This is a genomic window from Streptomyces sp. NPDC024555 (assembly GCF_055559335.1).
The window spans coordinates 435,541-457,485 of the sequence record NZ_JBVHKV010000002.1; the positions used below are offsets into that span (position 1 = coordinate 435,541).

The 21,945-nt window shown below is 73.1% G+C and carries 18 protein-coding genes, 1 tRNA gene and 1 pseudogene; 11 read left to right on the top strand and 9 right to left on the bottom strand.

The annotated features are described in order from the left end of the window. Nucleotides 1–4 precede the first annotated feature (4 nt). From ACZ4FH_RS04545 to ACZ4FH_RS04560, 4 genes are all read right to left on the bottom strand, one after another. Nucleotides 5–1,315, bottom strand: a complete 1,311-nt coding sequence (locus ACZ4FH_RS04545) for a homoserine dehydrogenase (RefSeq protein WP_383635026.1) — start codon at nucleotides 1,313–1,315, stop codon at nucleotides 5–7. A 125-nt stretch (nucleotides 1,316–1,440) separates the two neighbouring features. Further along, nucleotides 1,441–2,832, bottom strand: a complete 1,392-nt coding sequence (gene lysA / locus ACZ4FH_RS04550; protein WP_467302189.1) for a diaminopimelate decarboxylase — start codon at nucleotides 2,830–2,832, stop codon at nucleotides 1,441–1,443. Between the two features lie 26 nt (nucleotides 2,833–2,858). Beyond that, a complete protein-coding gene (gene nrtL / locus ACZ4FH_RS04555; protein ID WP_467302191.1) occupies nucleotides 2,859–4,010 on the bottom strand; it encodes an ArgS-related anticodon-binding protein NrtL in 1,152 nt (383 codons plus the stop codon). A gap of 55 nt (nucleotides 4,011–4,065) precedes the next feature. Further along, nucleotides 4,066–4,422, bottom strand: coding sequence for a response regulator (locus ACZ4FH_RS04560; protein ID WP_383635453.1), 357 nt, complete (start codon nucleotides 4,420–4,422; stop codon nucleotides 4,066–4,068). Here ACZ4FH_RS04560 and ACZ4FH_RS04565 point away from each other — a divergent pair. Both ACZ4FH_RS04565 and ACZ4FH_RS04570 read left to right on the top strand, forming a co-directional pair. Next, a complete protein-coding gene (locus ACZ4FH_RS04565; RefSeq protein WP_383635481.1) occupies nucleotides 4,363–4,497 on the top strand; it encodes a hypothetical protein in 135 nt (44 codons plus the stop codon). The two genes, ACZ4FH_RS04560 and ACZ4FH_RS04565, sit on opposite strands and share 60 nt — an antisense overlap. A gap of 197 nt (nucleotides 4,498–4,694) precedes the next feature. After that, nucleotides 4,695–4,766, top strand: a tRNA-Arg gene (locus ACZ4FH_RS04570). 369 nt (nucleotides 4,767–5,135) lie between these two features. Here ACZ4FH_RS04570 and ACZ4FH_RS04575 read toward each other — a convergent pair. Beyond that, nucleotides 5,136–5,585, bottom strand: a pseudogene (locus tag ACZ4FH_RS04575) (ATP-binding protein); the annotation flags it as partial. A 162-nt stretch (nucleotides 5,586–5,747) separates the two neighbouring features. Here ACZ4FH_RS04575 and ACZ4FH_RS04580 point away from each other — a divergent pair. Together ACZ4FH_RS04580 and ACZ4FH_RS04585 are read left to right on the top strand one after the other, a co-directional pair. After that, nucleotides 5,748–6,614, top strand: a complete 867-nt coding sequence (locus ACZ4FH_RS04580; RefSeq protein WP_467302193.1) for a helix-turn-helix domain-containing protein — start codon at nucleotides 5,748–5,750, stop codon at nucleotides 6,612–6,614. Continuing rightward, on the top strand, nucleotides 6,611–6,856 hold the full coding sequence (locus ACZ4FH_RS04585) for a DUF397 domain-containing protein (protein ID WP_467302195.1): 246 nt from the start codon (nucleotides 6,611–6,613) through the stop codon (nucleotides 6,854–6,856). The genes ACZ4FH_RS04580 and ACZ4FH_RS04585 overlap by 4 nt, the downstream gene beginning before the upstream one ends. Nucleotides 6,857–6,924: 68 nt before the next feature. Here ACZ4FH_RS04585 and ACZ4FH_RS04590 read toward each other — a convergent pair whose 3' ends face one another. Further along, nucleotides 6,925–8,208 (bottom strand): serine hydroxymethyltransferase, encoded by a 1,284-nt coding sequence (locus tag ACZ4FH_RS04590; RefSeq protein WP_467302197.1) that lies wholly within the window; start codon nucleotides 8,206–8,208, stop codon nucleotides 6,925–6,927. A 406-nt stretch (nucleotides 8,209–8,614) separates the two neighbouring features. Between ACZ4FH_RS04590 and ACZ4FH_RS04595 the strand changes: the two genes are divergently transcribed. Further along, a complete protein-coding gene (locus ACZ4FH_RS04595) occupies nucleotides 8,615–10,525 on the top strand; it encodes a S53 family peptidase (RefSeq protein ID WP_467302198.1) in 1,911 nt (636 codons plus the stop codon). A 99-nt stretch (nucleotides 10,526–10,624) separates the two neighbouring features. On the opposite strand, the gene ACZ4FH_RS04600 is transcribed toward ACZ4FH_RS04595, so the two are convergent. From ACZ4FH_RS04600 to ku, 3 genes are all read right to left on the bottom strand, one after another. After that, on the bottom strand, nucleotides 10,625–11,239 hold the full coding sequence (locus ACZ4FH_RS04600) for a TetR/AcrR family transcriptional regulator C-terminal domain-containing protein (RefSeq protein ID WP_467302200.1): 615 nt from the start codon (nucleotides 11,237–11,239) through the stop codon (nucleotides 10,625–10,627). A 4-nt stretch (nucleotides 11,240–11,243) separates the two neighbouring features. Continuing rightward, a complete protein-coding gene (locus ACZ4FH_RS04605) occupies nucleotides 11,244–12,953 on the bottom strand; it encodes an MFS transporter (RefSeq protein ID WP_467302202.1) in 1,710 nt (569 codons plus the stop codon). Nucleotides 12,954–13,100: 147 nt separating this feature from the next. Further along, nucleotides 13,101–14,132 carry a non-homologous end joining protein Ku gene (ku, locus tag ACZ4FH_RS04610; RefSeq protein WP_467302203.1) on the bottom strand — a complete coding sequence of 344 codons (1,032 nt, stop codon included), beginning with the start codon at nucleotides 14,130–14,132 and terminating at the stop codon, nucleotides 13,101–13,103. A 66-nt stretch (nucleotides 14,133–14,198) separates the two neighbouring features. Here ku and ligD point away from each other — a divergent pair, with 66 nt between their 5' ends. The 6 genes from ligD to ACZ4FH_RS04640 all read left to right on the top strand — a co-directional run bounded on the left by ligD (nucleotide 14,199) and on the right by ACZ4FH_RS04640 (nucleotide 21,804). Continuing rightward, entirely contained in the window at nucleotides 14,199–15,095 is an 897-nt protein-coding gene (gene ligD, locus ACZ4FH_RS04615) for a non-homologous end-joining DNA ligase (RefSeq protein ID WP_467302204.1), read from the top strand. Nucleotides 15,096–15,257: 162 nt separating this feature from the next. After that, nucleotides 15,258–17,408 (top strand): HEAT repeat domain-containing protein, encoded by a 2,151-nt coding sequence (locus ACZ4FH_RS04620; protein ID WP_467302205.1) that lies wholly within the window; start codon nucleotides 15,258–15,260, stop codon nucleotides 17,406–17,408. Continuing rightward, nucleotides 17,405–17,725 carry a zinc ribbon domain-containing protein gene (locus ACZ4FH_RS04625; protein ID WP_383634993.1) on the top strand — a complete coding sequence of 107 codons (321 nt, stop codon included), beginning with the start codon at nucleotides 17,405–17,407 and terminating at the stop codon, nucleotides 17,723–17,725. The genes ACZ4FH_RS04620 and ACZ4FH_RS04625 overlap by 4 nt, the downstream gene beginning before the upstream one ends. Nucleotides 17,726–17,831: 106 nt before the next feature. Next, nucleotides 17,832–19,214: an FtsW/RodA/SpoVE family cell cycle protein gene (locus tag ACZ4FH_RS04630; RefSeq protein ID WP_467302207.1), complete on the top strand. Its 1,383-nt coding sequence runs from the start codon at nucleotides 17,832–17,834 to the stop codon at nucleotides 19,212–19,214. Continuing rightward, entirely contained in the window at nucleotides 19,211–20,668 is a 1,458-nt protein-coding gene (locus ACZ4FH_RS04635) for a peptidoglycan D,D-transpeptidase FtsI family protein (RefSeq protein WP_467302209.1), read from the top strand. Before ACZ4FH_RS04630 ends, ACZ4FH_RS04635 begins: the two co-directional genes overlap by 4 nt. Nucleotides 20,669–20,736: 68 nt before the next feature. Then, nucleotides 20,737–21,804, top strand: a complete 1,068-nt coding sequence (locus ACZ4FH_RS04640) for an amidase family protein (protein WP_467302210.1) — start codon at nucleotides 20,737–20,739, stop codon at nucleotides 21,802–21,804. Nucleotides 21,805–21,945: the final 141 nt, after the last annotated feature.

Below are 21,945 nucleotides of genomic sequence, written 5' to 3' on the forward strand. Positions count from 1 at the left end.
GTCCTTACTCCCCTTCAACACGCATGATGCTGGCGACACCGCGCACGGTGTCGAGCTTGCGCAGCGCCTCGACGGTCCCGGAGAGGGCGGCGTCGGGCGCGCGGTGGGTGACGACGACGAGGGAGGCCTCGCCGTCCGATTCCTGACTGTCCGGCCGGCTCTGCTGGCGGACGGTGTCGATGGACACGCCCTGCTCGGCGAAGACCGTCGCGACCTGGGCGAGCACGCCGGGCTTGTCGGCCACGTCGAGGCTGATGTGGTACCGCGTGACGACGTCGCCCATCGGGCTCACCGGCAGGCGGGTGTAGGCGGACTCGCCGGGGCCGGGCGCCTCGTTGAGCCGGTTGCGGCAGACCGCCACGAGGTCGCCGAGGACCGCGGAGGCGGTCGGTGCGCCGCCGGCGCCGGGACCGTAGAACATCAGCTGACCGGCGGCCTCGGCCTCGACGAACACCGCGTTGTACGCCTCGCGGACGGAGGCCAGCGGGTGGCTGAGCGGGATCATCGCGGGGTGCACCCGGGCCGTGACGGACTGCCCGTCGGCGGCGCGCTCGCAGATGGCGAGCAGCTTGACCGTGCAGCCCATGCGGCGGGCGGAGGCGATGTCGGCGGCGGTGACCTCGGTGATGCCCTCGCGGTGCACGTCGCCGATCCGCACCCGGGTGTGGAAGGCGATGCCGGCGAGGATCGCGGCCTTCGCGGCGGCGTCGAAGCCCTCGACGTCGGCGGTCGGATCGGCCTCCGCGTAGCCGAGGGCGGTGGCCTCGTCGAGCGCCTCGGAGTAGCCGGCGCCGCTGGTGTCCATCTTGTCGAGGATGAAGTTCGTGGTGCCGTTGACGATGCCGAGGACCCGGTTGACCTTGTCGCCGGCCAGCGATTCGCGCAGCGGGCGGACGAGCGGGATGGCACCGGCGACGGCGGCCTCGTAGTACAGGTCGCGGCCGTGCTGCTCGGCGGCGGCGTGCAGGGCGGCGCCGTCCTCGGCGAGCAGCGCCTTGTTGGCGGAGACGACGCTCGCGCCGTGCTCGAACGCGGTGGTGATGAGCGTGCGGGCGGGCTCGATGCCGCCGATGACCTCGATGACGACGTCGATGTCGCCCCGTTTGACCAGGGCGGTCGCATCGGTGGTGATCAGCGCGGGGTCGATGCCCTCGCGCACCTTGGAGGGCCGGCGCACGGCGACACCGGCGAGCTCGACCGGGGCGCCGATGCGCGCCGTGAGGTCGTCGGCGTGCGTCGTCATGATGCGGGCCACCTCTGAGCCGACGACTCCACAGCCCAGCAGCGCCACCTTCAGCGGACGCGTACGCATCATCCGACCTCGTTTCCTCAACATCTGATGTGTGAACCAGTCTCACTCACCGGACGGGCGATTCTGTCACCCGTCCGGATCCTGAGATGTTTACTGCGACCCGGGGGCGCGCCCCCGGAAAATCGTCGTCAGCCGACGTCGAGACGCAGGAGATCTTCCTCCGTCTCGCGCCGGACGATGACCCGCGCCTCCCCGTCGCGCACGGCGATGACCGGCGGACGCAGGGCGTGGTTGTAGTTGCTGGCCATGGAGCGGCAGTACGCGCCGGTGGCGGGAACGGCGACCAGATCGCCGGGGGCCAGGTCCGCCGGGAGGAACGCGTCCTTGACGACGATGTCCCCGCTCTCGCAGTGCTTGCCCACGATGCGGACAAGCATGGGCTCGGCGTCCGAGGTCCGCGAGGCGAGCGCGACGCTGTACTCGGCGTCGTACAGCGCGGTGCGGATGTTGTCCGACATGCCGCCGTCGACGCTGACGTAGGTGCGCAGCCCCTCCAGGGGCTTGATGGTGCCGACCTCGTACAGCGTGAAGGCGGTCGGGCCGACGATGGCGCGGCCCGGCTCGACGGAGATGCGCGGGGTGGCGAGGCCGGCGGCCTCGCACTCGCGGGTCACGATGTCGCCGAGCGCCTTGGCGATCTCCTGCGGCTCGCGCGGGTCGTCCTCGGAGGTGTACGCGATGCCGAGGCCGCCGCCGAGGTCGATCTCGGGCAGTTCGACGCCGTGCTCGTCGCGGACCTCGGCGAGCAGCTGCACCACGCGGCGGGCGGAGACCTCGAAGCCGGCCATGTCGAAGATCTGCGAGCCGATGTGGGAGTGGATGCCGACGAGCTCCAGCCCGTCGAGGGTGAGCGCGCGACGCACGGCCTCGGCGGCCTGTCCCCCGGCCAGCGCGATGCCGAACTTCTGGTCCTCGTGCGCGGTGGCGATGAACTCGTGGGTGTGGGCCTCGACGCCGACGGTCACCCGGATCTGGACGCGCTGGCGCCTGCCGAGCCGCTGGGCGGCGTGGGCGACGCGGACGATCTCCTGGAAGGAGTCGAGGACGATCCGGCCGACGCCCGCGGCGACGGCGCGCTCGATCTCGGCGACGGTCTTGTTGTTGCCGTGGAAGGCGATGCGCTCGGCGGGCATCCCGGCGTCCAGCGCGGTGGCCAGCTCGCCGCCGGAGCAGACGTCGAGGTTGAGCCCCTCCTCCTTGAGCCAGCGCACGACGGCGCGGGAGAGGAAGGCCTTCCCGGCGTAGAAGACGTCGGCGCCGGGTCCGAAGGCCTCGGCCCAGGCACGGCAGCGGGCCCGGAAGTCGGACTCGTCCATGAAGTAGGCGGGGGTGCCGAACTCCTCGGCCAGCCGGGCGACTTCGATACCGCCGACGGTGAGGGCACCGCGTTCGTCGCGGGCGACCGTGCGGGACCAGACCTTCGGGTCGAGCACGTTGAGGTCCTCGGCGGGGGCGGCGTAGTGGCCCTCGGACAGGACGTCGGCGTGACGGGGTCCGGCGGGGTGTGCGGATCGGCTCATCGTGTGGTTCTGCTCTCTCGGATCTGTCAGAGGTACGGGGGCGCGCTGATGCCGAGCAGGGACAGGCCGCCGGCCAGCACCGTCCCGGCGGCCTCGGCGAGGGCGAGCCGGGAGCGGTGGGCGGCCGAGGGTTTCTCGTCCCCGACGGGCAGCGGCGAGGCGGCGTCGTGGACGTCGAGAAAGGCGTGGGCCACCGCTTCGAGGTGGCGGGCGAGCCGGTCGGGGGCGCGGTGCCGGGCGGCGGCGGCCAGCTCGGCGGGGTGGTCGGCGAGCAGCCCGTACAGCGCGTCCGCCTCGGGCCCCGCGGGCACGGCGGCCGCCTCGTCCGGACCGGCGGCGGCGAAGCCGAGCAGGGCGGCGCCCCGGGTCATCGCGTGCGTACGGGCGTGGGCGTGGCGGACCAGGAAGAGCGCGTTGCCCTCGCCCTGGACCAGGAGGCCGTCCCCGAGCGCCGCGCGGTCGTGCCCGGCGGCGCGCAGCAGCCCCCATCGGGCGGCGTCGGGGCCGAGCCGCCGCAGCAGCTCCGCGGCGGTGGTCCCGGCGGGGACGGGCCGAATCGTGATGGCGGGGGCGGAGTCCGGGGCGGTGGTCCCGGCGGGGACGGGCCGTATCGCGGCGGACGGCGCGGTGTCCGGGACGGCGTCCGTGTCCGTGCCGTCCTCCACACCCAGCCGGACGAGGTCCGGGCCGGCGGTCCCGGCCGCGTGGTCGACGCGGACGCGGGCTCCCTGGGCGCGGGCCAGGCGGCGGACGGCGTCGGCGGTGACGGCGGCCCTGACCTCGTCGGCGGGGCGCAGGCGCAGCACCTCCCCGGCGAGCGCGTCCCCGTACCCGTACCGCGCGCCCCGCTCCCGCACCCCGGCGAGAACCGCGCGATGGGCGGCGGTGTCGGCACCGGCGTCGAGGGTGAAGTTCAGGAACCCGGCGCCGGTCACCTCGACGCGCCCGAGCCCCGGCACCCCGCTCATGCGCGCGCACAGGATCTCGGCGACCTCGCGGGCGGGCCGCGCGGCTGGTCCGGCGAGCTGGAGGGCGACCGCGGTGGCGTAGTCCCCGGTGCCGCCGGGCCGCGTCCGCTCGACCCGCACCCGGCTGGGCACGGGCGCCCGCAGCACATGCTCGTCGACCGCGCTGCGCACGGCGTGCAGCACGGTCGCGGAGAGGTCTGCGGGGGTCACGGGACAAGCGTAGGCGAGGGAGGGGGGCCTTTAGCGAACGCGTTTCGCCATCCGGTCAGCCGGCCGCGCTCTCCGCACGCCCGGCCCCCTGCCGCCCGTCCAGCACGGCGGTCCGCCCGCGCTCCGCCAACGTCCGTACCAGCCGCACCAGCTCACTGGGCTCGAAGGGCTTCGCGAGGAACGCGTCCACCCCGGCCGCGACCCCGCTGTCCACCTCGTACGGCGTGCAGGCACTGACGATCGCCAGCGGCAGATGCCGGGTCCGCGGATCGGAGCGCAGCCGGGTGGCCGTCTGCAGCCCGTCCATCCGCGGCATGACGACATCGAGTGTGATCACGTCGGGACTCACCCGATGAACGAGATCCAGACACTCGACACCATCGGCCGCGGTCACGACCTCGAAGCCCTCCAGCTCGAGATTGACCCTGATCAAGTGCCGGATGACCTTGTTGTCGTCGACAACAAGCACACGGCCGCACGCGCCTGACACCCTTCGAGAGTAGGCGGGGCGGAGGGGCTGCGTCCGGGTTTTGCCCACTTCCGCCCCCGGACGGCGGCGGCAAGGTTGGCCAAATGTGTGTGCGAGGGGGCGTACGCCCTCCCGCGATGACGCGGAATACCTGTTCACGGGCACCCCGTGGAAGCTGGTAGTGTTTCACCCGTCGCCGAGCAACACAGCGATACGCCCCCGTAGCTCAGGGGATAGAGCATCGGCCTCCGGAGCCGGGTGCGCAGGTTCGAATCCTGCCGGGGGCACTTCGCAGGAAGTGCCACAGAAGCGCTGACCGACAGAAATGTGGGTCAGCGCTTTTTGTTGCCCATGGGGCTCCCCCCACGCGGAACGCGTCCGCATACTGCCAGGTAGCACACCCACCGGGCGCCCATGTCACTTCCATGACGGGACGCACGCCGGAAGCGAGCGGTCGTCCCGAAAGCCAGCCATGGGCCGCCCAGGCGCCGGGGTCAGTTCTCCTCGCCGAGGTGCCTGAACATGTCGTCCACGCCCTCGTGCCGGGTCGTGCGTCCGGTTGCGATGTCCTCGCTCGCCTCACGCTCGCCTGTCTGCCACCGCTCGGTCAAGAACCGCGCCCGGTCCCTGTGGACGAGCCCGTGATCCGCCGTCGGCAGGTCCAGCTCCGCGACGACCGTCTTGCCGATCGGGTCGCGGTCGAGCACCGCCCAGCGGTCGGCGAGCGCTTCGACCAGGAGGAGACCCCGCCCTCCCTCCGCGAGCGGGAGGGGCGCGGGGCGGGGCGTCCCCGGGGACGGCGGGCGGCACTCACCCCGGGTGTCGGACACCTCGATGCGCAGGGAGGTGGGGACGAGCCCGAGGACCAGTTCGAAGTCGCGGCCCGGGATCCGTCCGTGGGTGGCGGCGTTGGCGGCCAGCTCGGCGACCAGGACGGCGGCGGTGTCGGACGTCGGGCTGCCGTACGGCAGTCCCCAGAGGTCGAGCTGGTGCAGGGCGAGCCGGCGGGCGAGGCGGGCGCCGCGCGGGGTGGAGCTGAAGCGCTGGACGAACACACATACGGTGACGGACGCTTCGAGGGTGCCGGAGGCGGAGGGTGCTGCCATATGCCCACGGTGCCGCCGGGACGTCCCCCTTCACCAGGGGCGGAGCGCGTACGCAAGGTCAGCGTACGCGCACGTTCGGTAGACAGTACGCGTCACGGTCCGTGACGATGTACGCCAGTCGGAAGCGGTACGGCGGGCGAACAGCACGGGAGGTGTCCGGCGATGGCCTACGAGGGCATGGACGGCAACGGCACGGCATCGGCGGGCGGTACGGAACCGGAGGCGTCGGACAGCCTTCGCACCTTCGGCGCGGTCGTCCACGCGTTACGGGAGCACGCGGGGCTGAGCCGCGAGGAGTTCGGTGCGCTCGTCGGGTACTCGAAGCACACGATCGCCTCCATCGAGCAGGGGCGTCGTATGCCCGATCGCGATTTCGTGGAGGGCGCGGAACCGGCCCTCGGCAACACGGGCGCCTTGCGCCGCGCCGCACCTTTCCTCACCCGGCAGGCGGGGCTGGCGAGTTGGTTCGTCCAGTGGGCTCGTTTCGAGGCGACGGCGATCAGCCTGTACACGTACGAGTGCCGTGTGGTGCCCGGTTTGTTGCAGACCGAGGCGTACGCGCGGGCCGTTTCGTTGGACGTGCCGCCCCTCCCGGACCCGGAGGAACTTGACCAGCGCATCGCGGCGCGTATGGCCCGTCAGGACCTCCTGTCCGTCCACCGGAAGCCGCCCACGGCCTTCAGCTTCATCATCGAGCAGTCGGTGCTGGAGCGCAGGACGGGCGGCGACGAGGTCACGCGAGAACTGCTGGATCACCTCATCGAGTTGGCCGAGAGCAACTGGAACGTGGAGATCCAGATCATGCCCACGCGGCAGCCACGTCACGCGGGGCTTGATGGGCCGATGCGACTGGCCGAGACGCCAGAGCACCGCTGGTTCGCGTATTCGGAAGGGCAACAGAATGGACGGCTGATCTCCGACGCGAAGGAGATCAGCGTGCTCCAGCAGCGATATGCGAAACTGCGCTCGCAGGCTCTGACGCCCGAGGATTCGCTGAGCCTGCTGAAGCGAATGCGAGGAGCGCTATGAGCACGTCCGAACTGGCCTGGTTCAAGAGCAGTTACAGCGGCTCGCAGGGTGACGACTGCGTCGAGGTGGCGATGTCCTGGCACAAGTCGAGCTACAGCGGCTCGGAGGGCGACAACTGCGTCGAGGTCGCCGCCTGCCCCACGGCCGTCCACGTCCGGGACTCCAAGGACCGGCACAGCCCCGAACTCGCCGTCTCCCCCACCGTGTGGAGCGACTTCATCACGTACGCCGTCCAGGGCTGACGCCCGGACGCCCAGCGCCCCGTCCCGGAGTCGTCCGGGGCGGGGCGCTGTCGTGTGCGGTGGCCGGGTCAGGCGATCGGGAGGCCCGGGGCCGGGTGCGCGTCCATCAGGTCCTTCACCTCGGCGCGGATCGCCGTGAGGGTGGTCTCGTCGCCCGTGCGGGCGGCGGTGACGGCGCGGTCGATCCAGGTGGCGACGGTGGCCATGTCGGAAGTGGAGAGGCCCCGGGACGTGAGCGCCGGGGTGCCGAGGCGGATGCCGGAGGGGTCGAAGGGCTTGCGGGGGTCGTAGGGGACGGTGTTGTGGTTGACGACGATGCCGGCGCGGTCGAGGGCCTTCGCCGCCACCTTGCCGGGGATGTCCTTGGTGGTGAGGTCGATGAGGAGGAGGTGGTTGTCGGTGCCGCCGGAGACGAGGTCGAAGCCTCGGGCGGCGAGTTCTTCGCCGAGGGCGCGGGCGTTGGCGACGACGGTGTGGGCGTAGGAGCAGAAGGCGGGGGTGGCGGCCTCGTTGAGGGCGACGCCGATGGCGGCGGTGGTCTGGTTGTGGGGGCCGCCCTGGAGGCCGGGGAAGACGGCGCGGTCGAGGGCGCGGGCGTGTTCGGCGCGGCTGAGGAGCATGGCGCCGCGGGGGCCGCGGAGCGTCTTGTGGGTGGTGGTGGAGACGACGTCGACGTGGGGGGCGGGCGAGGGGTGGGCGCCGCCGGCGATCAGGCCCGCGATGTGGGCGATGTCGGCGACGAGGACGGCGCCGACCTCCCGGGCGATCTCCGCGAAGCCGGCGAAGTCGATGGTGCGGGGGACGGCGGTGCCGCCGCAGAAGATGAGCTTGGGGCGTTCGGCCAGGGCCAGGTCGCGGACCTCGTCCAGGTCGACGCGGCCGGTGTCGCGGCGGACGCCGTACTGGACGCCGTTGAACCAGGTGCCGGTGGCCGAGACGCCCCAGCCGTGGGTGAGGTGGCCGCCCATCGGGAGGGACATGCCGAGGACGGTGTCGCCGGGCTTCAGGAAGGCGAGGTAGACGGCGAGGTTGGCCGGGGAGCCGGAGTAGGGCTGGACGTTGGCGTGCTCCATGCCGAACAGGGCCTTCGCCCGCTCGACGGTGATCGCCTCGACCTGGTCGATGACCTGCTGGCCCTCGTAGTAGCGCTTGCCGGGGTAGCCCTCGGAGTACTTGTTCTGGAGGACCGTGCCGGACGCTTCGAGCACGGCGGCGGAGACGTAGTTCTCGCTGGGGATCAGGCGCAGGGTGTCGGCCTGGAGCCGTTCCTCGGCGGCCACGAGGGCGGCGAGTTCGGGATCGGCCGCCGTCAGGGCGGAGTGGCGCGGCGGGGTGGGTACGGACACGGTCATGGGAGTCCTCCCGGGTCGGTCGCACGCGGCGACATGGACCCGGATCGCCCAGGCGGACGGCTCTCCGGCGATGGCCCCCGGGCACGCCCGGGTGTGCCGCTCCCTCGTGGTCGGTTCCACGGAACACCCCGGAGGGTGCACGCCAGTCGCGGCCCTTCGGACTCTACCCGCCGCCGGCGGGGTCCGTCGGGCGAGGGTGCGAAGCCCGGCGATTTGGCGTCAACCGGCCATGCTTGAGGCTCCCTTGGCCGATTCTTGGCTTATACATGCCCCATACATGAGACGTTCCTCGCCAGAGTGTCCCCTTACATGTGCACATCATCCGGCACATGGTCCACACGCGAGACCCATATCGCAGGGGGTTACGTTGAGAATCAGCCGCGCCGGACGACGCGCCGGGCTGAGCATGGCAGTGACACTGCCCATGCTCGCCGGGGCGCTCGCCCTCGGGATACCCGACGCCAGCGCAGACGCCGCACCCGGCGCCCGAGCGGCGTTGCAGGGGACCAAGCCGGCCTGGGCCACCGCATCGGCCGACCGGGGCGCCTCGGCCGACAGCGCGAAGGTCTCCGTCCGGGTCCACCTGGCCGGACGGGACGCCGCGGGCCTCACCGCGTACGCCGCCGCCGTGTCCGACCCGGAGTCGGCCTCGTACGGGAAGTATCTGAGCCCGGCCCAGGCGCAGGCCCGGTTCGGGGCGACGCCGGAGCAGATCGACCGGGTGAGCCGGTGGCTCAAGGACTCCGGGCTCACGGTCACGGGCGCCAACCAGCACTACGTCTCGGCCACGGGTGACGTCGCCACGGCCGAGAAGGCCTTCGGCACCCAGCTGCGCGAGTACCGCAGGAGCGGCCGGACCTACCGGGCGCCGGCGGCCACCGCGACCGTGCCCGCCGCGCTCGGCGACGCCGTCCTCGCCGTCTCCGGTCTGGACAACGCGCCGCACCGGTCCAGCCACGACGAGGTCCTTCCGCCGCCGGACGCCGTGTTCCGCAACTCGGGTCCGTTCTCCAGCTACTTCGGCTCGAACACCGCCTCCTCCCTCCCGAAGGCCTACGGCGCGAAGGTGCCGTACGCGGTCAAGGGCTACACCGGCAAGCAGCTGCGCTCCGCGTACGGGGCCGGGAGCTACACGGGCAAGGGCGTGACCGTCGCGATCACCGACGCGTACGCCTCCCCCACCATCGCGAAGGACGCCTCCGAGTACGCCAGGCGCAACGGCGACGCGCCCTACCGGCGCGGCCAGCTCTCCCAGGTCCTCCCGGACGACTACACGAGGACCGAGGAGTGCGGGGCCTCCGGCTGGTACGGCGAGGAGACCCTCGACGTCGAGGCCGTGCACGCCGTCGCGCCGGACGCGAACATCGTGTACGTGGGCGGCGCGTCCTGCTACGACAACGATCTGCTGGACTCGCTGAACAAGGTCGTCGACTCCCGGCTCGCCGACATCGTCTCCAACTCCTGGGGCGACATCGAGGCCAACCAGACCCCGGACCTGGCGCTCGCCTACGACCAGGTGTTCAAGATGGGCGCGATCGAGGGCATCGGCTTCTACTTCTCCTCGGGCGACGCCGGTGACAACGTCGCGTCCACCGGGACCAAGCAGGTCGACGTCCCCGCCAACTCCGCCTGGGTGACCTCGGTCGGCGGCACCTCGCTGGCGGTCGGCAAGCACGACGCGTACCAGTGGGAGACCGGCTGGGGCACGAAGAACGCGCTCCTGTCCGAGGACGGCCGCAGCTGGACCGACTTCCCCGGCGCGTACACCTCGGGCGCGGGCGGCGGCACCAGCGCCACCGTGAAGCAGCCGTTCTACCAGCGCGGCACCGTGCCGGACGCGCTGGCCCGCGCCAACGGGAAGACCCGGATGCGCACCGTGCCGGACATCGCGGCCGTCGCGGACCCGAACACCGGCTTCCTGGTCGGCCAGACGCAGACCATGCCCGACGGTTCCCTCGCCTACGACGAGTACCGCATCGGCGGCACCTCGCTGGCCGCGCCGGTCGTCGCCGGGGTGCAGGCCCTCGCCCAGCAGGCCGCGCACGGCCGTCCGCTCGGCTTCGCCAACCCGGCGATCTACGCCCGCTACGGCTCGAAGACGTACCACGACGTGACGGACCACCCGCTGGGCGCCAAGCGCGATCTGGCCGTGGCCCGGGTGGACTTCGTCAACGGGGTCGACGCGGCGGACGGGCTGCGGACCTCGGTGCGCAGCCTCGGCAAGGACGCCTCGCTGGCCGCCGTGCGCGGCTACGACGACGTCACGGGCGTCGGGACTCCGGCCCCGGGCTATGTGAGCTCCTTCCGCAGGCGCTGACACCCGCGGGGACGGGGGAACGGGAAAACGGGGGAACGATACGGACGGCCGTCGCGGGGATGCCCCGCGGCGGCCGTCCGTCCGTCCGTCCGTCCCGTCTCAGGCGTGCGGCCGGTGGGACAGGTACCGGTCGAGGCCGGTGACCAGGATCTCCAGGCCCGCCGCGAACGCCTCCTGCCGGACCCCGGGGTTCCATTCGGCCGCCCAGGCCCCCAGATGCGGGAACCCGCTGAAATCGGGGGCCTCGCCGGGCTCCTGGGCGCTTTCGGCGTCCTCGGCGGTGCCGGTCTCGCTCTGCTCCTGGAGGACGAAGCCCGTGACGTAGCTGACCACCGTGTCGCAGCCGTGCGCGACGGCGGCGACGGGGGCTCCGGTGACGCTCAGGACGCGCATCAGTCCGTCGGCGAAGCCGAGGCGGTGCGGGCCGAGCCAGGCGGATCCGGCCACCAGCCGGGCGGCGTCCCGGTGGGCGAGGAGCACCCGCCGCATGTCGACGGCCATCCGGCGCACCGCGTCGGGCCAGGTGGCGGCGTCGGCGGGCGGGACCGGGGCCAGTTCGCCGAGGATCTTCTCGGCCAGGGCGTCCAGCAGGTCCTGCTTGTTCTTCACGTGCCAGTACAGGGCGCCGGGGCGTACCCCGAGTGCGGTGGCGAGCCTGCGGGTGGAGAGGGCGTCGAGGCCGATCTCGTCGAGCAGTTCCAGTGCCGTGTCCACCAGTTCAGACCGTTGCAGCGGCATCGCGCCGTCCCGTCCCTTCGTCACGGACCTCAGCTGTTCCGGAGCCCTGCGCGCCCCCATCATCCGCTGCCGGGTCCTCGGCCGACGAGCGCCCCGGCTCCCCGCTCTCGCCGCTGTCCCCGATGAGCGCGTCGATGTCGTCGATCTCCCGCAGGCGCATCTCCTTGAGGAAGAAGGAGAGGGCCAGGGCCACCAGCATGATGACGGCCCCGGTGACGAACACGACCCCCAGGGAGGAGGTGAAGGCGTCCAGCCCCGCGGTGCGCGCGGGCTCCGGGAGGGCGGCCAGCCGCTCGGGCGCGAGGTCCCGGCCGTGCAGTCCGGGGACGGTGCTCGCGGCGACGCGGGAGGCGAACTGGTTGGTCAGGATCGCGCCGAAGACCGCGGCGCCGAAGGACTGGCCCATCGTCCGGAAGAACGTGGCGGTGGTGGTGGCGGAGCCCAGCTCGCGGTCGGGGACGGTGTTCTGGACCGCCTGGACCAGGACCTGCATCAGCAGGCCGAGGCCGAGACCGAGGAGCAGCAGTCCGACGGCGAGGACGGCGTACGCGCTGTCGGCCCGCAGGGTGGCGAGGGCGCCGAGTCCGGCGGCGGCCACGGCGGTGCCGATGACCGGGAAGATCTTGTAGCGGCCGTCGCGGGCCGAGATGACGAGGCCCGAGCCGATGGAGGAGGCCATGATGCCGACGATCATCGGCATGAGGCGCAGTCCGGTGGCGGCCGGCGTCAGGCCCTTGACCAGTTGGAGGTAGAGGGCGGCGTAGGTGATGGCGCCCATGAGGGCGAAGCCGGTGACGAAGAGCATCGGGGTGGCGACGGCGACGGTGCGTTCGCGGAACATTCGCAGTGGCATGAGCGGTTCGGCGGCCCGGCTCTGGCGCAGCGCGAAGAGGCCGAGGAGCAGGACGCCGGCGGCGGCGAGGCCGAGGATCACCGGGTCGGACCAGGCGTACGTGTGGCCGCCCCAGGTGGTCATCAGCAGCAGGGCGCAGGTCGCGGCGACGACGAGCAGCGCGCCGGCGACGTCGATGCGGTGGCTGCCGCGTCCGGCGGCCTCGGGGAGCTTCAGCAGGGTGACGACCATGGTGATGCCGGCGATGCCGATCGGCAGGTTGACGTAGAAGAGCCAGCGCCACGAGGTGTGCAGGCCGAACAGGCTGTGGTCGCCGGTGAGGAAGCCGCCGATCAGCGGGCCGGCGACGGTGGCCAGCGCGATGACCAGACCGCCGACGCCCTGGAACTTGGCCCGGTCGCGGGCCGGGACGGCCCGGCCCAGCAGGATCAGCGAGACGCTGTAGAGGCCGCCGGCCCCGATGCCCTGCACCGCGCGGCAGGCGATGAGCTGCCCCATCGATCCGGCGGTCCCGCAGAGTGCGGAGGCCGCGAGGAAGATCCCGGCCGCCGCGACGAAGACCCGCTTCGCCCCGTACAGGTCGGAGATCCTGCCGTACAGCGGCTGGGTGGCCGTGGAGCCGAGCATGTACGCGGTGATCAGCCAGGGCATCAGCCGCACCCCGTCGACGGGGTCGAGGTCCGTGGCGATCGGGAACGCCGCGACCGACACGATCGTCTGGTCGAGCGCGCTGAGGAACGCGGTGAGCAGCACGCCCACCAGCGCCCACACCACCCGGCGCCCGGGACCTCCGCGCGTCTTCCCCGTCCCCGTCCCCGCCATTGCGTCGACCGCCACCGGAACCACCCCTCCCCGAGAATTGAACAGTGACCAATTGGTCGGTGTTCAATTTAGGGACGCGGGGCGCCGCGCGCAAGCCCCTGGGGCGATGACGGGCGCGTCGACGGGCGTACGGCGTACGGGCGGAGGGGCCGGGCGGACGGGTCAGGCGGAGGCGCGCTTGCGCGGGGTGCGCCGCTCGGACGTCTTCTTCGCGGCGGCCTTCTTGGTCCCACCGGCGCTCTTCTCGGCGGTCTTCTTCTTGGCGGCGGACCGGCCGGCCGGCGCGCTCTTCTTCGCGGCCGGCTTCCGGGACCCGGACGTCTTCTTCTTCGCCCCGGCCCCCTTCGGGGCGGACTTCCCGCGTCCGGAGAGCGGGGTCACCTCGGCCACCGGGCCCTCCCCGTCGCCCGTCTCCTCGCCGCGCGCCTCCTTCGCCGCGCGGACGCTGCCCTCCAGGGCGGCGATCAGGTCGATGACCTTGCCGCCGGAGGAGTCGGGGGCGGCCGGCTCCAGGGCCTCGCCGGAGGCCTTCGCCGCGATCAGCTCCTCGACGGCCTCGCGGTAGTCGTCGTGCAGCGAGTCCATGTCGACCTCGCCGAGTGTGTCCATCAGGGCGTCGGCCAGGTCGAGTTCGGCGTCGCGGACGGTGACGTCGGCCTCCGGTGCGACCCCCTCGGGGGCCCGGATCTCGTCCGGCCAGAGCAGCCCGTGCATGGCGATGACGCCGTCCACGACGCGCAGCATCCCCAGGCGCTCACGGCCGCGGAGCGCGTACTTGGCGAGGGCGACCTTGTTGCTCCGCTTCAGCGCCTCGCGCAGCAGGGTGTACGGCTTGGCGGCCGGTACGCCGTTGGCGGAGAGGTAGTAGGCGGCGTCCATCTGGAGCGGGTCGATGGAGTCGGCCGGCACGAAGGCGACGATCTCGATGGTCTTGGCGGTGGGCAGCGGCAGGGACCCCAGATCCTCGTCGGTGATCGGGATCATCGTGCCGTCGGCCTCTTCGTACGCCTTGCCGATCTCGCCGGAGCCCACCTCCTCGCCGTCGATCTCGCACACCTTGCGGTAGCGGATCCGGCCGCCGTCGGCGAGATGGATCTGCCGGAAGGAGATGGAGTGGTTCTCGGTGGCGTTGACCAGCTTGATCGGGATGCTGACCAGCCCGAAGGAGATCGCGCCGTTCCATATGGACCTCACCGGTCACCCCTTCCGTTCCATCCGTACAAATCCGTACAGATCTGTATTTCGTGTGACTCTTATCGTATGACGCCGATCACAGAGGTGGAGGGGCGGCGCCTGGCGCTGAGCAATCTGGACAAGGTGCTGTACCCGGCCACGGGCACCACCAAGGGCGAGGTGCTGCACTACTACGCGGCCACGGTCGCCGGTCCCCTGCTGGCGCACCTGCGGGACCGGCCGCTGTCCTTCCTGCGCTATCCGGACGGTCCGGACGGGCAGCTGTTCTTCACGAAGAACCCGCCGCCCGGTACGCCGTCCTGGGTACGCACCGCCCCGGTGCCGCACCACGAGAAGGAGAGTGCCCGGCAGGTCGTCGTGGACGGGCTGGCGTCCCTGATGTGGGCGGCCAATCTGGTGGTGGAGTTCCACACCCCGCAGTGGCGGGCCGAGGCTCCGGGGACGGCCGACCGGATGGTGTTCGACCTGGACCCGGGGGCGCCGGCCACCGTCGTGGAGTGCTGCCGGGTCGCGCTCTGGCTGCGCGAGCGTCTGGCGGCGGACGGCCTGGAGGCGTACGGGAAGACCTCGGGCTCCAAGGGGCTGCATCTGCTCGTCCCGGTGGAGCCCACGCCCTCCGCGCGGGTCTCGGCGTACGCGAGGGCGCTCGCCGTCCGGGCGGAGCGGGAGCTGCCCGAGCTGGTGGTGCACCGGATGCGGCGGGCGCTGCGGCCGGGCAAGGTGTTCGTCGATTTCAGCCAGAACGCGGCGGCCAAGACGACCGCCACCCCCTACACCCTGCGCGCCCGCGCCGAGCCCACCGTGTCGGCACCGGTCACCTGGACGGAGATCGAGGAGTGCGGGGACGCCCGTGACCTGGTGTTCCTCGCCGGGGACATGGCCGGGCGGCTGGCGCTCCACGGCGATCTGCTCGCCCCGCTCACCGAGGCGGACCGGGGACGTCCGGTGCCCGACGCCGGATAGCCGGCGGGGGTGCGGTGGCCGTGTGCGGCCGGGATATACCGTATGGCCACCCCCATTGTCATGCGCAAGGCCAAAAGCTGGCCGGGGGCGGTCGGATTGTCCGAGCGGTGGTGCACACTCTGCGCAGACACTGCGCAAGGGAGACCGTGGGGAGGCGATGGCGTGTTCGCGGGGATCGACGAGGTCGACTGGGCCTCGATGGAACATGCGTACGGGCCCGCCGACGACGTTCCGGGGCTGCTCCAGGGCCTCGCGTCCGCCGATCCGGTGCGCCGGGAGGCCGCGCTGGACGGGATGTACGGGGCGGTGCACCACCAGGGCGACGTCTACGCCTGCACGCTCGCCTGCATCCCGTTCCTGTTCGAGCTGGTCGCCGACCCCCGCGTCCCCGACCGGGGCGGTGTCGTCGAGCTGCTGACCAGCATCGGCGGCATCGACGTCGACGAGGAGGACATCGGGGAGGCGGCGGACGAGGCGGACGGCGCGGCGAACTACGCGATGGCCGCCGCCGCCGTCAGCGCGGGCTCCGAGGCCTTCTTCGCCCTGCTGGCCGACGACGACCCCGGCGTCCGGGTCAGCGCGCCCCTGGCCCTGGCCACGCTGCACGGCGACCCGTCCAGGGTGCTGACCGTGCTCTGCGAGCGGATCACCGTGGAAGGGGACGAGGAGGTGCGCCTCGCCCTGGTCGAGGCGGCCGGGCGGCTGGCCCTGCGGCACCGCCCGGTGGCCGGGCGCAGCGCCGCGTGCCTGGGCCGGCTGGCCGCCGGGGCGCATCCGCCGGGACTCCGGCTGGCCGCCCTGGCCCAGCTCGCCCGGTGCGCCCCCGAGGAACTGCCCGGCGATGTGGTGCGGGTGGTCGCCGGACTCCTGCGGCAGCTGCGTTCGGCGCCCGACGGGGAGCCCGGGGACGCGCCGGGGACGGACCCCGGCGACAGCGGCCCGCGCACCGCCGAGGCGCACGGCGAGGAGCCGGCCGGGACCGAGGCCGCGCCGGTGACCCTGCTGGGACAGCTGCGGTCCCTGTCCGCCGAGGAGCGGGCCGGGCGCACCGCGCCGTGGACCGCCGATCTGCTGCGCACCCTGCACGTCGGCCTGGACGACCGGATCGCGGACCGCACGGCCCTGCTCACCGACCAGCTGTGCAGCCCGGACCCCGGGCAGCGCATCGACGCGGTGCGGATGAGCGGCGGGCTGATCCGCACCTGGCGCGGTTCGTACGGGGAGCTGGTCCGGCTCGTCGGGGAGCAGCTGGCCTCGGACGAGCCTCGGCTGTCCGAGGCCGCCTCGCACGTCCTGGAGGAGCTGTTCGGTCTGGCCGCGCCGGCCGCCGACGCGCTGGCGGCCCGGGTGGCGGCGGATCCGGACGGCTGGGTGAAGGAGTGGGCGAGCGGGCCGCCCTGTCTGGGCAGTGCGGTGAAGGCCCTGGCCCGGCTGGGCGACGTCCGCGCGCTGCCCGCGCTCGGCGCGGCCCTGGAGCGGTCCGAGGTGCCGCACGACGTGGGGTACGCCCTCGCCCATCTCGGCGAGGCCGCCCGGCCGTTGGCCGATGCGCTGCGCCGCCGGCTGGGCGAGGTGGCACTGGACGAGGAGGCGTACGACCGGGCGAGTCCGCTGCTCGCCGGGCTGACGGCGCTGCGGGCGGGCGAGGCGGCGCCGGAGGTGCTGCGGCTGCTGCGCGGGGCGCCGGCCTACCGGGGCGACTGGCTGCGGACGGCGGCGCTGCGGGCGCTCGGCTCGTTCGGGCCGGCGGCGCGGTGCGCGGTCCCGGAGCTGCGGGCGCTGATGGGCCGGGCCGGTACGGCGGCGGCGGTCGAGGCCGCGCAGGCGCTGTGGGCGGTCGAGGGCGATGCCGGGGCGGTGCTGCCGGTGCTGGCCGAGGGGCTGCGCGCGAAGCAGGTGAACGAACGGCGGGCGGCGGCGGGCGCGCTGGGCCGGCTCGGCGGGCAGGCGGCGGCGGAGGCGCCCCGGCTGCGGGGGCTGCTGCGCCACGAGGAGCTGTGGCTGCGGGTGGACGCGGCGATCGCGCTGTGGGAGGTTTCCGGTCGGGCCGGGGAATCCGTACCGGTGCTCCTCGCGGCCTGGGAGAAGAACCGTCACGTCAGGGTCCGGGTCGCCGGGCATCTGGCACGGGCGGGGGCCGCCTGCGCGGGGCCGGACGCGGCGCGGGTGCTGCGGGCCGAACTCGCCTCCGTACGCCGCCACAACGCGATGGACGGCGGCTACGGCAGCCATGACACATACGAGGACGAGAAGCTGCTGGCGCTCTGCCGCCGGGCGCTCCTGGGTGATACGGGGAAGGGACCCACGACATGATCATTTTCGGCACGCGAGGCTATCTGTACCAGCTGGCGATCCTCACGCTGGTCTGCGGCTGGTGCGGGAACCCGGCCGCGCACACGCTGCGCAAGCGGGTGACGAAGTTCACGCTGTTCTTCGTACCGCTGTTCCCGTTCTCGACGAAGTACGCCACGCAGTGCACCTTCTGCGGCGGGGAGCAGCGCATCCCCAAGGAGCAGGCCGACCAGCTGCTCGCCCAGCACGTGGCGTCGCAGGACGGGAACCCGTTCGGCGGGAGCCCGCAGCCCGGAAGCGCCCCCGGGGCCCAGGGCGACCGGCCCCGTCAGCACTGAGGGCGCGACGGGGCCCGCGCGGCACGGCGCGGGACCTGCGAACCTCCGCACCATGACATCTATGACATAAGGGAAATAAGCCCCACGTCTTGCTACGTTGCGGGGCATGACCGCATCGACGGCGGACGCTCCCCCGCCCGAGCTGCGCCTGCCTCGGCGGCGCGGCGTGGAACTCTCGCTCCTCATCGGGGCCGTCCTCCTCTCCGTCTACGGCTACACCGCCGTCGGTCTGGCCCACGACAACGCGGTCCCGCCCGACGTCCTCGGATACGGCGGCGGGCTGGGGCTGCTCGCGCTGCTGGCGCATCTCGCGGTCCGGCTGCGCGCCCCGTACGCCGATCCGCTGCTCCTGCCCATCGCCGTGCTGCTCAACGGGCTGGGGCTGGTGCTGATCTACCGGCTCGACCTGGAGACCCCGCACGACCGGGCGGCCCCGACCCAGCTCGTCTGGTCCACGCTCGGGGTCGCGTTCTTCATCGCGGTGGTGGTGTTCCTGCGCGACCACCGGGTGCTCCAGCGGTACGCGTACCTCTCGGTCGCCGCGGCCCTCGTGCTGATGATCGTGCCGATCTTCTTCCCGGCGGTGAACGGGGCCAAGATCTGGATCAGGATCGGCGGGTTCTCCTTCCAGCCCGGCGAGTTCGCCAAGATCCTGCTCGCGGTGTTCTTCGCCGCCTATCTCGCGGCGAACCGCGGCGCGCTGGCGTACACCGGGCGCACCGCCCAGCGCCTGCGGCTGCCCACCGGCCGGGTGCTCGGCCCGATCGTGGCGATCTGGCTGATCAGCGTCGGCGTCCTGGTCCTGGAACGGGACCTGGGCACCTCGCTGCTGTTCTTCGGCCTCTTCGTGATCCTGCTGTACGTGGCGACCGGGCGGACCGGCTGGATCGCCGTCGGACTGCTGCTGGCCGCCGTGGGGGCCTTCGTCGTCGGCTCCTTCGAACCCCATGTGCACAGCAGGGTGCAGGACTGGCTCGATCCGTTCGCCTCCATCGACGCCGGGCGGGGCCCCGGGCAGCTCGCCCAGTCGCTGTTCGCGTTCGCGGCGGGCGGGATGCTCGGCACCGGGCTCGGCCTCGGCCACTCCGTCCTCATCGGCTTCGCCGCCAAGTCCGACTTCATCCTGGCGACGGCCGGCGAGGAGCTGGGCCTGGCCGGGCTCACGGCGGTGTTCCTGCTGTACGCGCTGCTGGTGGCGCGCGGCTACCGCGCCGGGCTGGCCCTGCGCGACCCCTTCGGACAGTTGCTGTCCATCGGACTCGCCTCGATCCTGGCGCTCCAGGTCTTCGTCATCGCGGGCGGGGTGATGGGGCTGATCCCGCTCACGGGGATGGCGATGCCCTTCCTCGCCCAGGGCGGCTCCTCCGTGGTCACCAACTGGATCATCGTGGCCCTGCTGATCCGCCTCAGCGATCTCGCCCGGCGCCCGCGCCCCGACCGGGTGGAGACCGGAGTCGTCGCCCCCGCCCCCGAAGGAGCCGGCTCGTGATCCGCTACATCCGGCGCGCCGCCGCCTTCTGTCTGCTGCTGCTCGTGGCCCTCCTGCTGAACGCGGCCCGCGTCCAGGTCCTCGACGCCGACGAACTGGACGACAACCCCGCCAACCGCCGCACCACGATCGCCCGTTACGACCAGCCGCGCGGCAGCATCCTGGTCGGCGGACGGCCCGTCACCGGCTCCAAGGACACCGGCGAACAGCTCGCCTGGGAACGCACCTACCGCGACGGCCCGCTGTACGCGCCGGTGACGGGCTACGCCTCGCAGACGTACGGCACCACCCTGCTGGAGAACGCCGAGGACGACGTGCTCGCGGGCACCGATCCGATGCTGGCGCCGCTGCCGTTCTGGAACGAGATCACCCGCGGCCGGCAGCCGGGCGGGAACGTCGTCACCACGATCGGGGAGGCCGTGCAGCGCGCCGCCTACCAGGGGCTCGACGGGCGGCGGGGCGCGGTGGCGGCCGTCGAGCCGACGAGCGGGCGGATCCTGGCACTGGTCTCCACCCCGTCCTACGACCCCGGGCTGCTCTCGGGCACCGGCACCGCCGTCACGGACGCCTGGCGCGAGCTGAACGCGGCGGACAGCCTGCCGATGCTGAACCGGGCGATCCGGCAGACGTATCCGCCCGGCTCCACGTTCAAGATCGTGACGGCGGCGGCCGCGCTCGACGCGGAGGTCGTCACCGATCCGGACGCGCCGACCGACACCCCGGTGCCCTATGTCCTGCCGGGCACCACCACGACGCTGCCCAACGAGTCGCGCGGCTGCGAGGAGGCCTCGCTGGCCGACGCGATCCGGGTCTCCTGCAACACCGTGATGGCCCATCTGGGGGTGGAGGTCGGGCTGAAGGGCATGGTGGAGGCCGCCGGGCGCTTCGGCTTCAACGACACGGGGCTGCGGATCCCGTCCGGGGTGGCGAAGAGCAACTTCGACACGGAGATGAGCGACGACCAGCTGGCCCTGTCCTCGATCGGCCAGTTCGACACCACGGCTACGCCGTTGCAGATGGCGATGGTGGCCTCGGCCGTGGCCAACGGCGGCGAACTGATGGCTCCGCACCTCGTCGAACGCACCACGACACACGGCGGCTCCACCGTCCGCACCACCGGAGCGCATACGTACCACCGGGCGATGAACCCGATGACGGCGATGCGGCTGCGCCAGATGATGATCGACGTGGTGCGCGACGGCACCGGCACCAACGCGGCGATCGACGGGGTGACCGTCGGCGGCAAGACCGGCACCGCCCAGCACGGCGTGGACAACTCGGGCACCCCGTACGCCTGGTTCATCTCCTGGGCCCAGGCACCCGACAGCGGCCGCCCCGCGGTCGCCGTGGCCGTCGTCGTGGAGGACGCGGCGGCCGACCGCGCCGATATCAGCGGCGGCGGCAGCGCGGCCCCGATCGCCCGTTCCGTGATGGAAGCGGCCCTGGGAGACTGAGAGCGTGCCGGCGAACCCCCGCCCGGACCGGGGCGGGGCGCGTGATCCGAGAGGCGGGCGGTCAGGCGATGGACGCACTCCGGGACGTGGCGGGCGCACTGGCCGCGGCCGAGCGCGCGGACGGGCGGTTCCACGCCTTCCTCGACGTCTGGCACCAGGAGGCGCTCGCCCGGGTGCCCGGGGCCGCCCGTCTCCCCCTCGGCGGACTGCCGTTCGCGGTGAAGGGCCGCACCGGCGTGCGCTCCCCCGCCGCGCGGCGGCTGATCGCGGCGGGCGCGGTCCCCGTCGGCTCGACGTCGGTGCCGGGCCCCGGCACGCCCTGGCAGACCTGGGGGCTGGGGGCGCGCGGCCGGACCCTCAACCCGTGGCGGCCCGACCGCACCCCCGGCGGATCGTCGGCCGGGGCGGCGGTGGCGGTCGCGGCGGGCTCGGTCCCGCTGGCGACCGGCGGCGACGGGGCGGGGTCGGTGCGCATCCCGGCCGCCTGGTGCGGGGTGTTCGGCCTGAAGACGACGAACGGGCTGCTGCCGTCCGCCGACCGGTCCGGGCTGGCGGCGCCCGGGGTACTGGCCCGGACGGCCGCCGACGCGGAGACGTACCTCCGCGCGGTCCTGGACGGCTGCGCCCCGGCCCCCGTGACGCTCCCGCTGCCCGCCGCCCACAGCCCCGGCCTCGGCTACGCCGAGGTCGAACCGGAGGTGGCGGCGGTGGTGCGGGGCGCGGTGGACCGGCTCGTCGCGGCGGGCGTCGTCAGCCTCACCGGCCCCGCGTGCGCGCTGCTGGACCCGGCGCCGGTCTGGCAGGCGGTGCGCGCCGGGCACGTGCCCCGAGAGCTGGCCGAGGCGCGCGAGGAGAACGACCGAAGACTCGACGCCTTCTTCGCGCGCACGCCGCTCCTCCTGACCCCGGTCACCCCCAACCGCCCGCACGGCCACGACGGCCCGGGTGACACCTTCTCGACATCGCTCACCTGGGGGTTCAACCTGAGCGGACATCCGGCGGCGAGCCTGTTCGCCGGGTTCACCGGGGACGGCTGCCCCGTCGGACTCCAACTGGTCGCCGACCGGGGCGCGGACGCCGCCCTGCTCGCCATGGCCGCGGCGGCGGAACGGGTGCTGGGGACCGTGCGACCCTGAGGAGCCGCCGGCCTCGCGGGGGTCGGGGGCCTCGCGAGGGTCGGAGGCCTCGCGGGGCTCGGGGTCTTGCGGGGCTCGGGGTCTTGCGGGGCCCGTTCGGCCCTGCGGGGACTCCTTGGGTCCTGAGGGGCGTTCGGCCTG

What these genes read in the sequence shown, in the direction of transcription:
- ACZ4FH_RS04545 (WP_383635026.1), bottom strand. Translation starts at nt 1,315, where the DNA reads ATGATGCGTACGCGTCCGCTGAAGGTGGCGCTGCTGGGCTGTGGAGTC.
- lysA (WP_467302189.1), bottom strand. Translation starts at nt 2,832, where the DNA reads ATGAGCCGATCCGCACACCCCGCCGGACCCCGTCACGCCGACGTCCTG.
- ACZ4FH_RS04565 (WP_383635481.1), top strand. Translation starts at nt 4,363, where the DNA reads ATGAACGAGATCCAGACACTCGACACCATCGGCCGCGGTCACGACCTC.
- ACZ4FH_RS04580 (WP_467302193.1), top strand. Translation starts at nt 5,748, where the DNA reads ATGGCCTACGAGGGCATGGACGGCAACGGCACGGCATCGGCGGGCGGT.
- ACZ4FH_RS04585 (WP_467302195.1), top strand. Translation starts at nt 6,611, where the DNA reads ATGAGCACGTCCGAACTGGCCTGGTTCAAGAGCAGTTACAGCGGCTCG.
- ACZ4FH_RS04590 (WP_467302197.1), bottom strand. Translation starts at nt 8,208, where the DNA reads ATGACCGTGTCCGTACCCACCCCGCCGCGCCACTCCGCCCTGACGGCG.
- ACZ4FH_RS04595 (WP_467302198.1), top strand. Translation starts at nt 8,615, where the DNA reads ATGGCAGTGACACTGCCCATGCTCGCCGGGGCGCTCGCCCTCGGGATA.
- ligD (WP_467302204.1), top strand. Translation starts at nt 14,199, where the DNA reads ATGACGCCGATCACAGAGGTGGAGGGGCGGCGCCTGGCGCTGAGCAAT.
- ACZ4FH_RS04625 (WP_383634993.1), top strand. Translation starts at nt 17,405, where the DNA reads ATGATCATTTTCGGCACGCGAGGCTATCTGTACCAGCTGGCGATCCTC.
- ACZ4FH_RS04630 (WP_467302207.1), top strand. Translation starts at nt 17,832, where the DNA reads ATGACCGCATCGACGGCGGACGCTCCCCCGCCCGAGCTGCGCCTGCCT.
- ACZ4FH_RS04640 (WP_467302210.1), top strand. Translation starts at nt 20,737, where the DNA reads ATGGACGCACTCCGGGACGTGGCGGGCGCACTGGCCGCGGCCGAGCGC.